This window comes from Paenibacillus xinjiangensis (assembly GCF_059686975.1).
The window spans coordinates 39,797-53,865 of record NZ_JCAALS010000004.1; the positions used below are offsets into that span (position 1 = coordinate 39,797).

General features: G+C 49.7%; 11 protein-coding genes. 2 read left to right on the forward strand and 9 right to left on the reverse strand.

What is annotated here, in order from left to right; all coding sequences use genetic code 11:
- Nucleotides 1–8 precede the first annotated feature (8 nt).
- The 8 genes from AC6ESP_RS05395 to leuC form a co-directional block, all read right to left on the reverse strand.
- Nucleotides 9–3,668 (reverse strand): dynamin family protein, encoded by a 3,660-nt coding sequence (locus tag AC6ESP_RS05395; RefSeq protein ID WP_497095666.1) that lies wholly within the window; start codon nucleotides 3,666–3,668, stop codon nucleotides 9–11.
- 3 nt (nucleotides 3,669–3,671) lie between these two features.
- On the reverse strand, nucleotides 3,672–3,941 hold the full coding sequence (locus tag AC6ESP_RS05400) for an NAD/NADP transhydrogenase alpha subunit (protein ID WP_497095876.1): 270 nt from the start codon (nucleotides 3,939–3,941) through the stop codon (nucleotides 3,672–3,674).
- 7 nt (nucleotides 3,942–3,948) lie between these two features.
- A complete protein-coding gene (nth, locus tag AC6ESP_RS05405; RefSeq protein WP_497095667.1) occupies nucleotides 3,949–4,650 on the reverse strand; it encodes an endonuclease III in 702 nt (233 codons plus the stop codon).
- A 175-nt stretch (nucleotides 4,651–4,825) separates the two neighbouring features.
- Nucleotides 4,826–7,315: an S-layer homology domain-containing protein gene (locus AC6ESP_RS05410; protein WP_497095668.1), complete on the reverse strand. Its 2,490-nt coding sequence runs from the start codon at nucleotides 7,313–7,315 to the stop codon at nucleotides 4,826–4,828.
- A 3-nt stretch (nucleotides 7,316–7,318) separates the two neighbouring features.
- Nucleotides 7,319–7,876 (reverse strand): GerMN domain-containing protein, encoded by a 558-nt coding sequence (locus AC6ESP_RS05415; protein ID WP_497095669.1) that lies wholly within the window; start codon nucleotides 7,874–7,876, stop codon nucleotides 7,319–7,321.
- A gap of 19 nt (nucleotides 7,877–7,895) precedes the next feature.
- On the reverse strand, nucleotides 7,896–9,320 hold the full coding sequence (locus tag AC6ESP_RS05420; protein ID WP_497095670.1) for an N-acetylmuramoyl-L-alanine amidase family protein: 1,425 nt from the start codon (nucleotides 9,318–9,320) through the stop codon (nucleotides 7,896–7,898).
- A 153-nt stretch (nucleotides 9,321–9,473) separates the two neighbouring features.
- Nucleotides 9,474–10,076, reverse strand: a complete 603-nt coding sequence (gene leuD / locus AC6ESP_RS05425) for a 3-isopropylmalate dehydratase small subunit (protein WP_497095671.1) — start codon at nucleotides 10,074–10,076, stop codon at nucleotides 9,474–9,476.
- Between the two features lie 28 nt (nucleotides 10,077–10,104).
- Entirely contained in the window at nucleotides 10,105–11,520 is a 1,416-nt protein-coding gene (gene leuC, locus AC6ESP_RS05430) for a 3-isopropylmalate dehydratase large subunit (protein WP_497095672.1), read from the reverse strand.
- 156 nt (nucleotides 11,521–11,676) lie between these two features.
- On the opposite strand from leuC, the gene AC6ESP_RS05435 reads away from it, so the two are divergent.
- Nucleotides 11,677–12,570, forward strand: coding sequence for a LysR family transcriptional regulator (locus tag AC6ESP_RS05435; protein ID WP_497095673.1), 894 nt, complete (start codon nucleotides 11,677–11,679; stop codon nucleotides 12,568–12,570).
- A gap of 6 nt (nucleotides 12,571–12,576) precedes the next feature.
- On the opposite strand, the gene AC6ESP_RS05440 is transcribed toward AC6ESP_RS05435, so the two are convergent.
- On the reverse strand, nucleotides 12,577–13,374 hold the full coding sequence (locus AC6ESP_RS05440; RefSeq protein WP_497095674.1) for a carbon-nitrogen family hydrolase: 798 nt from the start codon (nucleotides 13,372–13,374) through the stop codon (nucleotides 12,577–12,579).
- Between the two features lie 124 nt (nucleotides 13,375–13,498).
- On the opposite strand from AC6ESP_RS05440, the gene AC6ESP_RS05445 reads away from it, so the two are divergent.
- Nucleotides 13,499–13,954, forward strand: coding sequence for a hypothetical protein (locus tag AC6ESP_RS05445; RefSeq protein ID WP_497095675.1), 456 nt, complete (start codon nucleotides 13,499–13,501; stop codon nucleotides 13,952–13,954).
- Nucleotides 13,955–14,069: the final 115 nt, after the last annotated feature.

Consider the following 14,069-nt stretch of genomic DNA (forward strand, 5'->3'; position numbering starts at 1 on the left):
ATTGATATCTATGCAATTGTTGACGACTCGAGATGAATCAGCTGTTCATGAAGCTGCTTGAGCGCCCCCATATCCGCATCGTCGGCCAAGGAGCTTTGCACGCCTTGGATGTACCCCTGCATGTCAAGAAGAAGGGCTGCTCCTGCCGATTGAGCACTTTCTCCCCACATTTCTCCATACTGGATTGACCATTTATCCATATAGCGCTGCATCCACGTCTGAAGCGAAGGTGCAATGAGTGTCTCCAGCTCTTTGCGAAGATCAGCCTTGCCCTCCCCTTCAAAGAACTGCCTAGGAGATTTGAAGCGGCTCCACAGCCATTTGACATCTACCTCAGCTGCCTGCCAATCACCTGCTGCTTCCAATGTCGCAAGCTCTGCTGCTGAGAATGGAATGCCGCTATAGCCGACTAATAGAGCCTCAAGCTGCTCCTGCAGCAAGCTGTACTGCTTGCCAAGCAGGCCATTCAATACTCGCTCCATCCGCAGCGTCGTTGCTTGGAGCTCCTGCGACAGCTCGGTTTGGACAAGGCGTTGAAGCTCGAGCCATGAGGTCCATACCATTTTGCGCAAATCTCGCCCATCATCCTGCAGTGAGGACGGGTTGAATGCATAATTATAGAACTCTCCGAATCTCAGCTGAATCCGTTGAACGACGTAGTAGAGCAGCTCATTCAGCTCTTGCGCCTGTTGTGCCGGAGCCTCGCTCGTCTGGAACGCGGCAAGCAGTGCCTCACCCTCCAGGCGGAGTTGGCTCAGCTGCTCGCGTTCAGCAAGTCTGGAAGCTGCATCGCCTGCAGCCCTGCTCAGCCAACCGCCCACAGTTGTAATCGCCCTTGTAATCTCCTGCTCGGCTGACTCTACAGCTAGCTTGCCAAGATCATTCTGCACGAAGCTAAGGAAGGACTGCTCGAATGCCGCAAGTCCAGACTGCTCCAATAGTTTCTGGTCGCCCTCCAGCTTCGCGTCAATGGCTTGCAGACTGGACACCGGATAGAGCCGCGGGAAGCGGATGCCATGCTGCAGCAGATTATGCTGAACATGCTTCAATACGCCAGTCAGCTCCTCCTGATCAGCAGCCAAGTCTGCCGCATTGACTAGGAAGAACATTTTATCGAGCTCGAATTGATCCTTCACACGGCCCAGCTGCATGAGGAACTGCCGGTCCGCCTGTGAGAAGGCGTGATTGTAATAGGTGACGAACAAGACCGCATCTGCGTTCTTAATATAATTGAAGGCAACGCCAGTATGACGGGCATTGACTGAATCTGCTCCCGGCGTATCGACGAGTACGATTCCCTGCCTTGTCAGCGGACAATCGTAGTGGAGCTCGATCTCACTTACGAAGCAGGAGCGTGATTCCTGTGCTACATACTGCTCATACTCCGACTGAGCTACAGAGATCTGTGTGCCGAGCAGCGACTCATGCGTCTCCCAGCCTGCACGTGCGGCGCGGAGGAAGCTATAGTGAGGTCTGCCTCCGGCATGTATCGCATCTGGAGACAAGCGATCAATAAGGCGCATAAGCGCTGCTGCATCCGGCACGGCAGCTTCAGAAGCGTCCTCGCCAAGCAGAGCAAGCGAGTAGCGCAAATCCTCTAGAACGGCATCGCGTGACTTCATCACGACGAGTGCCGTACCATGCGGATGTTCTGCCGATGGCGGAACAAGACGGTTGATCGCGGCGGTCGTCGGATTCGGCGACACCGGAAGCACAGGCTCGCCGATCAGGGCATTGGCGAGCGAGGATTTGCCCGCGCTGAACGCTCCGAACAGCGCGATCGTGAACCGGCTGTCCTTCAGCCGGTTCGCTTTGTCTTGCATCGCCTCGGCCGATGAGGCTAGCGATGCATGCGGCGCAAGCAGGCTTGCTGCGCGCTCAAGCCGCTTCGCGGCGCCATGCTGCTGCGCAAGCGCGGCTCCGCCCGCGAGCGCTGTGCTCGCTTGCGGCGCGGCTGTGCGCGCCGCAGCGGCTGCGCGGCCGTGCGGCACGCCGGCCGCTTGCGGCGCAGCCGCTGGCGCAGCTGCGCCAGCGCTGGCGCGCGGCGCCGGCAGCGCCGGCCGCGGCGCAGCTGGCGGCAGCGCGGCGGCTAGCCGCGCCGCTGCAGCGGCAGCGCGCTCCGCCAGCGCCGCCAGCTGCGCAAGAGCACCAGCCTGCGCGCTAAGCGCCGCCAGCTGCCCCATAACCTCCGCTGCTGCAGCTTTGCTAGCAGCAGCGGCATGCTCCACAAGCGCGTCTACGATCTCGTATGCGCGCTTGCGATACAACCCCTTCACCTCCGCGGCAAGCTCGCGGGTATAGACCATCGTATACTCGTTGCCGAACACGGCTCCGGTATTGACCTTATCCCCGAGCCATGCCGCCTCGGGCTGCCAAGACAGGGACTGCGCCAGCTTCTCCTCCAGCGTCTCGGCCGAATAACCGGCCTCCTCCGCTGCACGGCGCAGCGCGTCCTTCACATGCCAATCGATGGCTGCGCTGACTTGCCCCGCGAAATCAGTCCGGAACGCTTCTAAACGGCGTTCCTGCTCTGCTGCTGTCTTCGCACCGGCGAACAGCAGGCCCATCTTGAAGCCAGGCCTGCGGCTCTCCAAAAACTCATGTGCCTTATCCCGAATAGGAGCAGGCGTAATAATCGCATTGTCGATCAGGGCTTGCAGTTGAACCCGAAGCTTCAGCCTCAGCTCTTCAGGCCCAGCTGACAGCCTCTCTGCTTCCTTCTTCAGACGAGCCATCTCGCCTGTTACACGTACTGCTTCGTCCTCACCGCCAGCCTCCAAGATAAGCCGCTCTTTCTCCGGCTCATCTCGCGTCTCGCACCACTTCCCATGCTCCGCAAGCAAATGTCGCAGCGACGCATCCACACTGTATGCTGCCAGCGGCTCATGCAGCTCAGCAAGCTTCACAAGAAGCTGCTCCAGCTGCTCCCATTCCTGATGCGGGTGATCAGGCTGACGTAAAGACAAATAAACGATCCCCGCAGGCTCTAGATGCCATGCTTGGAACGCTTCCTCCACGCTTGTACGATACTGCTCGAACGACAGCTCTCTGTCACGATGCTTATCAATCTGATTAACGATAAAGTATAAGGGCTTGCCCCAGTCCTTCAACTGCTTCGCGAAGGCGAAGTTAATCTCGGATTGGACATGATTATAATCCATCACATAGAACACTACATCAGCTAAATGTAAGGCAGACTCTGTTGCCATCCGGTGTGCATCATCTGTTGAATCAATACCCGGCGTATCTAGCAGAACCGTATGGTTGCCTAATCTCTCTGTCGGATACGAGATCGCTACAGAGGCAATCTGTTCGCCATCTTTACAGTAAGCATCCAGCTCTTCGAGCGGTACGTCCACCGTAACGTTATGACCGTCACTCTCTCTTACTATGCTTGCACTCGCCTTTTCTCCTCCACGAATCGATACCACATTAGCGCTGGTCGGTATCGGACTTGAAGGCAGCAGCTCCGCTCCGCAAAGCCGATTGATAAGCGTTGACTTCCCAGCGGAGAAATGTCCGCAGAAAGCAACAGTAAGCCGACCTTCGGTCAGCTTACTGTCCAACTCCAATACTTGCTTCGCATGCAGCGTATCGCCAGCGGCAGCCATTGCTGCCGCCGATTCAGCCAGTGCATCCGTCATGCTTCGTACTGTTGTTTCAACCATATCCTATACAGCTTCCTCTTCTGACGGCAGACAAATCTCGAACACGTTGCCGTGCTGTAGAATCATAATGTTGCGCTCTTTCTCCTTCATAACAACGACTTCCGGCTTCTGACGCATACGTTCAATGTATTGGTCAGGCACATCGCCCGAGCCGCTCACTGTGATGCCTTCTACTAGAATGTCTTCATGCTCTTGTGGAGGGGATTCAAGAACCTGCTCATAAATATCGGAAAATTGTTCAAAGCTGCTAGTATACACGGAAATACATTTCATAGTCATCTCATCCTTCATTGGCTATTTTCGGTTTCGTTGCCATATTTTTAGTTTTCGTATTTTTGCCCGGCTTCATACGTCGTTGACCTTCTTTGCATATATCCAACAAAGGACATATGGGGCACTGCGGGTTTTGCGCCTTGCAATGATAGCGGCCGAAAAAAATGAGCCGGTGATGGGTTAACGTCCATTCTTCGCGAGGCACAAGCTTCATCAGCTTCTTCTCTACTTCAAGCACGGAGTCATCAGGCTTCGCTGCGCCTAGACGCTTCGATACACGATCCACATGTGTATCTACGGCAATTGCAGGTACGCCAAATGCGTTAGAGACGACTACATTGGCTGTCTTGCGACCTACCCCAGGCAGCTCAACCAGCTGCTCATGCTTAGACGGAATCTCCCCATCATATTTATCGATGATGATGCGACATAGCTTCTGAATGTTGGATGCTTTACTGCGGAACAGTCCAATTCGTCTAATATCCTGCTCCAGCTCTTCCACAGGAACAGCCAAATAATCTTCCGGTCCCTTATACTTCTCGAACAAGGATACCGTTACTTTATTGACCGTTTCATCCGTGCATTGGGCAGACAGCAGTACGGCAATCGTCAGCTCGAATGGATTGCTGTGATTCAGCTCGCAGTAGGCATCAGGAAACATCTCAGCTAACGTATCCAATATATGGCGCATCTTCTGTTTCGCATTCATCGTCCTCTCTCCCAAAGGTTCTGCTCTTTAAGCATATCCGGCTTTTCAAGCATCACCTATTCCATACACTATCGTTCAAAGTTTAGCGAAATTTGTCTCGCTACGCAACCATTATAACTTGTAAATAAATAAAAAACTGCCCAAATGGGCAGTTTTTTCACACAACATTACGAATTTACTGCTTTATGACTTCAAAAGCCTGATGTCTAAAAGCATAAATGAGCAGTGTATCGCCTTCTTTGATCGTATCGAGCTTAATCGAGCTGCCCTTGTAAGACAGCTTCGTTTCATCCGAAATCGTATAATAATTGCTATTGTCATTAGAAGAAGACTTCAATGTCCATAATAGGCCGTCAGCAGCTGTATATTGCCAGAACGTTCTCTTCTCTCCTACAGCAACGGTAACAACAGGAATTTCCTTCTCGTCCTTATACACCTCAACAAGGTCTCCAACGGCTAGCAGAGAGGACGACGTACCCGTCTGTGTCCCTTTAATGACCTTGACCCCAGCGGCAAGAGAGAGCGTCTGTACAGCGCCAGCTTGTGTCTTATACGTCACGCTATCGCTGGATACTGCACTTATTGTGCCATAGGACAGAGCAATGGTTTTGGCAGACAGAATGGTGTTGCCGATGTAAGGAACATTCAGTATCATGCCAGGTGTCAGAGATGCAAGCGTGACCTCCGTACCCGCTTCATTAGTCATTGTAATGCCTGAGAGCAGCAGCTCCTGTTGAACCTGTGCAGCATTCTTAACGGTTACTCGCTTATTAGCCGCATTCACAGACACAATCTCGTATTGAATCGTTTTGTGAACTTGTATCGTCGAAGCTTTATCCTGTGAACCGTCCAATAAAGCTGTAACCGTGTCCCCTGCCTGCAAGTCTTTCAGAACAGGGAAATTAATGCCTGGAATTTGAATGGTTGGTGAGCTGTAGGGAACGTTCACGGTCGAGCCATTCGCCAGCTTCAAGGTAATCGTATTGCTGGACGTATTAACCGAGACAAGCGTGCCTGTCTGTTTATAGATAAACTCCAGTGACACAACCGAGCTGCCTGTGTAAGAAAGCGTAATTTTGCGGCCAGCCGTCAAATAGCTTGCAGCCTTGTCAATCGTAATATCCGAACCGTTATAATTGATTTTGGTCATGTTGTTCAGGTATAGAACATAAGGTGTCGTGCCTGATGAATCGACAATAGTCAGAAGCTTGTTCTCTTTGTTGTAATTCACGATTTGGGAGCCGTTCAGTATTTGAACATTACGGTTCACAACTTCAATCTTCGTTACCTGCTGCTGATCGTTAAGCGTCAGCTTGACTTCATCTACATTACGAAGCAGATCTGCAACGGTTGGCTCCGCTACACCCTCTACGATAATCGTCGGTTCAGCCGCGAGGAATTTGGATTCCAAGCTTCCATCCTCAGTCGTATACGTGATGAGAGTGCTGTCAGCGGAATAGAAATGACCCGTCACTGTACCAGCGCCTGTTGTCTGAGCAGCTACAATCTCGACTACTCGCGGCGTGTCACGGAACGTATCCTGTTTTACCGTCAGTGCCGTGTCGCGTTTGATATCGCTCAGCTTAATTGTATTGCCTGCTGTATCCTTCACAACGAGATTATTGTCATACACCATTTTGACAGGCTCATCATTCACCCAAGCATAGAAATACTTGTCCGTTGTTGTGCTGATTCTGTCCATTTTAGCTGAAACGGATTTGACGTATGGCGTTGTGCCGATGGCTTCAATGTACAGCGCTTTTCCGTCCTTGCCGATAATCGTTACATCTGTATACAGCGATAGCTGATTAAGAGTGATTGGTGTTTCTTTGTCAGAGGTATAGAACAGTGTATCTGCCCCAATCTCATAAGCAGCATCCACTTTATTGCTGTAGATACTTATGGATGAACTACTGATGCTCGTAATAATCCCATTCGTCTGACCCTCATATTCAACAGGGTATAGATTCTCCGCACGGCTGAACAAGGTCGCAAGACTCGCACGGTTAACCGCAGCCTTCGGATCAAATTTAGTCGTGGTAACCCCTTTGACAAGTCCAAGGGATACGGCAGCGTTCACGAAGCCTTTGTATTTGGCATCAACCTGAGCCGCATCAGCGAATGCCGAGCTACTTGACTCCATCGCTTTCGCTGTATCTTCTTCCTCTATCGCCTTTACTAGCAGCTTCGTTACCCATTCCCTTGATGCGGGAAGGGATCCCCATGCTGTTTTGGTATCACCTGCAGCCAGCTCATATTCCAGATCCTGATCAAGCAATCCCTTTTCGAAAGCGAGCATGATATAAGGCTTGAAATAAGCGCCTACTTTGAATGAATTGGGATATACGATAATATCATCAAGCCTAGCTTCATCAGCGAGGCCTGCAAATCTCAGAGCCATCACAACCGCTTCTTCTTGTGTCACGTTGTTATTCGGGCGGAACGTTCCTCCTGTATAACCATTCACAATCCCTTGCAAGGCAAGCTTAGCAATGTGCTTCTCAGCCCAATGTCCGGCGACTACGTCTGAGAAAGGCGTCGTTTGCGAAGCAGCAGCATAGGCAATCCCTTCTTTACTTAGAGAAAGAACCGCTGGACTGCCTGCTAATAGGGAAAAGGCTAGCGCGCCTGCAATAATTTTAGTGCGGGATGATTGCGAGTTCATGAATTAGTTCTCCTCCTGTTCAGTTCTCGTATATGGATGCTCTAGCTCTACGTGGCCCATTAGGCTCTCAGCAGCTTCCCCATCAACGAGTAAATCAATAGATTGCACAACATCAAGCTCGAATAACGTCTTCAATAGAGATTGAATGGCAAGCTCTTCTCCTGGTGCGCCAAGCCTTGCTTCATCAGGCAAGTGGATATCCAGCGTCAACGCTCCCGCTTCAAGAGCAATCTTATTGAACGGAATCGGCTTCCATAGAGAAACCGCTCCGTCCTCGCCATCCTGCTGAAGGCTCGCTATTGTCGCCTCTACCAGCTCTGTATCCGTATCGTATTCCACAGACACTTTTTGACCTACAACATCAGTCAGTTCAACGTCCGTGTAATATACATTAATTTCCTTCTGCTGCTTCTGTTCTACGGGTGCCGGGGATGCAGTTGGCGCTGGTGTATTCGTTGCGCCACCCGATGCCGCATCAGACGGCTTGTCTCCGCCTCCACAGCCAGCCAATATAGCTGTTAGTGCCAATACCGCAATTGTACCTACCAATGGTTTGTTCATATGCTTGGAACACCGCTTTCTATGAAAGATTTAAGTACTCCTTAATGCCAGCAACGATCTGTGCTGCAATTTTGTTCTGAGCTGTGTCGCTGAACAAAATATCGGAATCTCCTTTATTCGATAAAAATCCGGTTTCCAGCAAAATGGCCGGCATAGTCGTATCTTTAATCACTCTAAAATTAGCTGTCTTAACGCCGCGATCCTTCAGTCCTGTACCTTTGAGCAAATATTTATGAATGACCGTCGCGAACTGTTTGCTATTAGCACGGCTGTAATAGGTTTCAGTCCCTGTTACAGTTGAGCTGGTGGTACTGTTTGCATGGAAGGAGATAAATAAGTCCGCTTTTGCATTGTTAGCAATTTTGACTCGCTCGGATAACTCTAAGAAAGTATCATCACTGCGAGTGAGCAGCGGTTTAATATTTTTCTCTTTATCAAGTAGCGCTTTGACTTTTAACGTTACAGCAAGATTGGTTTGCTTCTCCCATTTGCCTGCAATAATACTCTGAGCACCGGGGTCCTTAGCTCCGTGACCTGCATCGAGCACGATCGTATAGACCTTAGTTTCTGATCCACCGCTGCCTTCACCAGGTGTCGTTGTCGGCGGCGTTGTAACTGTAGACTTGGTAACGTTAATGCGGAACTGTCCTGCTGCTTCTACAATCTCATAATCCGAATCCGCTGATAAATCAAGCACTACTCGAGCGGTTGAAGGATCGGCCGAAAATAACGAATATCTGATCTGGGTGAGTGTAGGATGTGAGGCTACTGCAATCGTTCCTGTACTTTTACCAGCTTCAATAGCCGGTATGAAGGAATCGGAGTAGCCCGCATTCACGAAATCAAATACGAGTCTCTTCGGATTGCTGAGTACCTGCGGCTTACTCGCACTCAATACACCCTCATATGTAATCAGAACACTATTCTGCTCATCATACTGAATGGATGTAAGAAGCGCAGTTGGATCAGTACCAGGTGTTTCTGTCCCCACCTCACCAGGATCTGTATCCTCCGGGTCCTTGAACAGATGAACAGACTTCGTCTTACTGTCCCAATTCACGGTCATTCCGAGCTGATCGCCAATAAACCGGAGCGGAACTAGCGTTGTTCCCTTCTTCACTACAGCAGGTGTATCCAGCTTCACCTGCTCGTTGTTCACGATTGCAATGTCTTTGTTAATCGTAAGGACGATAGTGTCATCACCGTTATGTATTGTGACTGTTTGTGTAGAGGCCGCCCATGTAACCTGATAACCAACACTCTCGGAGATCAGTCTAATTGGGACGATCGTATAACCATTACCTACGATCTCGGGCGCAACGAGTGGTACAAGCTCCTCACCGTTCAAATAAATTTTCGGTGACGAAGTAGCAGCTTGTCCGACATTAGCGAACATAGAGAACAGAACCGACATAAACAACAGAATGGGTACAACCTTCTTCATTTTCCACCTCGATGACTGAAATTGCCCGCAATCGAATACATTATTCGACTTGACCAGACAAATAGTAGACGCATGATGACAGGAAAAGTTGCGTACATAGGAAAAAAGAGGACGATTTCCTCCTATGGGAAGAACCGTCCTCTTGATCGCTAATTATTTCGCTAGTTTAGCGGCTTGTTTTTGCTCATAAGCCGTAATTTTATCTTCATGCTGCAGCGTCAAGCCGATGTCATCCAAGCCTTGAAGCAGGAATTGACGGCGGTGCTCATCAATGTTGAACACGATCTCGAGGCCGTACTCATCAGTAAGAAGGTTGTTCTCCAGATCAACAGACAGCTTGTAGCCTTCATGCTTCGCTGTGCGTTGGAACAGATCCTCTACTTGTTCTTCACTTAGGATGATAGGAAGAATGCTGTTTTTGAAGCAGTTGTTATAGAAAATATCCGCATAAGACGGTGCGATGATGACTTTGAAGCCATAGTCCAGAATAGCCCAAGGCGCGTGCTCACGAGAAGATCCGCAGCCAAAGTTAGCGCGCGAGATAAGAACAGAAGCATTCTCATAACGCGGTTTGTTCGGTTCGAATGATTCGTTCACTTCACCATTCTCGTGGAAACGCCATTCGAAGAACAAGAATTGGCCAAAGCCGCTGCGCTCGATGCGTTTCAGGAATTGCTTAGGAATAATAGCATCCGTGTCAACATTGACGCGGTCTACTGGAGCAACGATGCCCGTTAGCTGTTTAAATGGTTCCATATCGGTAATACCCCTCTCACACGTTCAATTAGTTCAACACTTCAGTTTTGATTTCCCAGTCACGAACATCTGTGAAGCGGCCTTTGACAGCAGCTGCTACAGCCATTGCTGGAGATACAAGGTGCGTACGTCCGCCGCGGCCTTGACGACCCTCGAAGTTACGGTTGGAGGTCGATGCACAGCGTTGTCCTGGCTCAAGTACGTCCGGGTTCATTGCGAGGCACATCGAGCAGCCTGCCTCACGCCATTCGAAGCCAGCTTCGATGAAGACTTTGTCCAAGCCTTCTTTTTCCGCTTGAATCTTAACGCGTCCAGATCCAGGTACGACAATTGCCGTTACACGGTCGCTTACTTTGTAGCCTCTTGCTACTTCAGCAGCAGCGCGAAGGTCTTCGATACGTCCATTCGTACATGATCCGATGAAGACATAATCAATTTCGATTTCTGTCATCGGAGTACCTGGCTTAAGATCCATATATTCAAGAGCTTTCTCAGCTGCTTTGCGTTCGTTCTCAGTAGGCAATTGATCCGGATAAGGAACAGAAGAAGTAATGTCTGTACCCATACCTGGGCTAGTTCCCCAAGTAACTTGCGGGATCAGGGAATCAACGTCGAAGTCAACGATCGTGTCGTACGTTGCGCCTTCATCCGTAGTCAGAAGCTTCCACTCTTCTACAGCTGCCTCGTAGTTGGCAGGTGAATACTCACGGCCTTTGAGATAGTTGAACGTTGTTTCGTCTGGTGCGATAAGGCCTGCGCGCGCGCCGCCTTCGATCGACATGTTGCAGACTGTCATACGCTCTTCCATCGTAAGTGTACGAATCGCTTCGCCTGTATATTCAATAACATAGCCCGTTGCGAAGTCAGTGCCGTATTGCGCGATAACGCCTAGGATCATGTCCTTTGCTGTCACGCCTGGCTTACGAGAGCCTTTGAAGCGAACTTCCATTGTTTTGGCTTTGGACTGCTGCAGACATTGCGTAGCCATAACATGCTCAACCTCGGAAGTACCGATACCGAATGCTAGAGCTCCGAATGCACCATGCGTCGAAGTATGGCTGTCGCCGCATACGATCGTTTTACCCGGATGAGTAAGACCGATTTCTGGACCCATAACGTGCACGACACCTTGGTCAATGTTATCAAGGTCGAACAGCTTAACGCCGAAATCTTTGCAGTTCTGTGTCAGCGTGTCGATCTGCTGCTTCGAGATCGGATCTTTAATGTTGAAACGGTCTTTCGTTGGTACGTTATGATCCATCGTTGCGAATGTCAAGTCAGGACGGCGCACCTTACGGCCGGACAAGCGAAGTCCTTCGAATGCTTGCGGTGATGTAACCTCATGCACCAGTTGAAGGTCGATATAGATTACGCTCGGCTTGCCTTCTTCCTGATGAATGACGTGATTGTCCCAGATCTTCTCAAACAGTGTTCTTTTCGTCATTAAATTCACCCCATCGTTTCAATAAATCGCTATGTTCTTTATTAGATGCTCCTAGCATAGCATTTCTTTCTTGATTGAACCAAGATATAATATCTATAATATTTATAGGTAACGACTATAATGCTAGTATTAGCCTATTTAAGGAGACGATTCCATATGGAACTAAGGCAGCTTCAATATGTCATTCAAATAGCAATCGAGAAAAACTTCTCACGGGCAGCCGAGAAGCTTCATATCGCACAGCCTTCGCTAAGCCAGCAGCTGTCCAAGCTAGAGCAGGAGCTCGGTGTGCTCCTATTTCGAAGGACGACCAACTCGGTAGAGCTAACGCAGGCTGGTCAGGTATTCGTGGACAAATCACAGACTATACTAGATGCTGTCGAACAGCTGAAGCAGGAAATGGATGATATGGCTCAAATGCGTCGCGGCCGTCTAGTAGTCGGTACTCTCCCTATTACAGGCTCGCATATTCTGCCATTGGTCCTTCCGGTATTCGGTGCGCAATATCCTCAGATTGAAGTCGTGCTTGTCGAAGATACCTCATCCAGGCTAGAGCAGCTTACTGCAAGCGGCGGTACTGATCTCAGTCTTCTCTCACTGCCTCTTGCAGACACTTCCTTGGCATGGGAGCCCTTAATGGAAGAGGAAATCTGGCTCGCAGTGCCGGCTCAGCATCACCTTGCCGAACGTACCGACGCAATTGAAGTCAATGAACTCATCAATGAGCCATTTATCGGTCTGAAAAAAGGACAAGGCTTCCGGCAAATTACGGTAGAGCTATGCCAGCAATCGGGCTTCACGCCTAATATTGTGTTCGAGAGCAGCAATATGGAAACGATTCAATCACTTGTAGCTGGTGGAATGGGCATTGCCTTCGTTCCCAAGATGCTGACACGGCAAAAAGGGAGCGATTTCGCCCCCGTCTATCTGCCGCTTGCATCAAGTCCGTCTCGTACTCTTGTTATCGCTAGCCGCAAAGGCCGGTATTTATCCAAAGCGGCAGATGCTTTTATTCGAACAATGAATAAGACTATAAGTCATTATAGGTAGATACTATTAATAGAGTAATGGTCTGCGATCCTCGAATACGGGAATTTTGGAGCGGACGGAATCAACAAGCGACAGATCAATGTCGGCATAGATGATCGCTTCTTCTTCGCCTGCTTCGGCAATCACTTCACCCCAAGGATCAATAACCATCGAATGTCCGAAGAAGGCTGTATCGCCGCTTCTACCGACACGATTGCAGGCAACGACGAACATTTGATTCTCAATGGCCCGTGCGGTAAGCAGTGTACGCCAGTGATGCAGACGGGGATGCGGCCATTCTGCTGGAACGAACAGCAGCTTAGCGCCATTAAGCGCAAGCTTGCGTGCAAGCTCTGGGAACCGAATATCATAGCAGATCATCATACCCGCTCCAGCACCCTCAAGCGATAATGATCCGACCTTGTCTCCAGCTGCCAAATACTTCTCCTCGTCCATCAAGCGGAACAAGTGGATTTTGGAATAGTCTCCAATCTCATTGCCCTCACGGTCGAAGGCATAGATCGTATTGTACACTTCGCCATTGTCCTTGCTCTCTGCAATAGATCCAGCGATGACGTTAATGGCATGCTTGCGGCAAAAGTCGGATACGAACGCTTTGGTCTTCCCTCCATTAAGGTCGGCAAGCTCCGTAATTTCGGTAAGTGCATAGCCGGTATTCCACATCTCTGGGAAGACAATAACATCCGGCTTAACGGCTTGAGCAGCAGCCTCCTCGAGTAAGCCTGCGAGCTTCGCAAAATTGACTTCTGGCTTCCCTACATCTATATCCATTTGCAGCATTGCAATGCGCAATTGTTGTGTCATTTCATTAGCCTCCTGCTTATCGAGCATTATTTTACCTAATGATACCCGCTCATCGTTCTGTGTCAAGTTGGGAATCTTATTCGAGAAGCTTTTATCAACTCGACCAAAGGAGAGATTACAACTCATGCATCTAAACCGATTAGCAGCCATGCTGCTCATAATTTGCTCTCTATCCTTCTATGCCTCAGCCCCATTCGCACAAGCCGCACAAGAAGCTCCTGAGGCAACCTTCAAGCCAGTTCAAGTATTCGACGTGAAAGCAGGGAAAGTGGTTCTATCCACGCCCAATGATAAGCAATTTCAGGATTATGCCTCCAGCTGGATTGGTTCCATCACAGGCCTTGCGCCGCAATTAACGAATGACGAGAGCTGCAGCTATGTCTACCGTATACCGCTTGAGAAGCCTGCAGCTATTAAGATTAATGAGCTTGACTTCGCAACGGATGAAGTGTTCTTGTTCTATTGCGATGGCAAGCCGCCGCTTCTGCTCGTATTTGATGAGAAACGCAGACCTTACCTGCTCCTGTTCTCAGCTGATATCAAGCCATTTATTCAAAAAGTCGGTCTGCCAGCAACCTAAGCCTAGCGAGACGTCTGACTCATTCCTGCGCCATGCCGACTAATGTACTCGACATAAAAGGTTTTTACATGCTACATTTAAGCTAATGTCGTTTAAATTAGAGAGCTATTGTGGA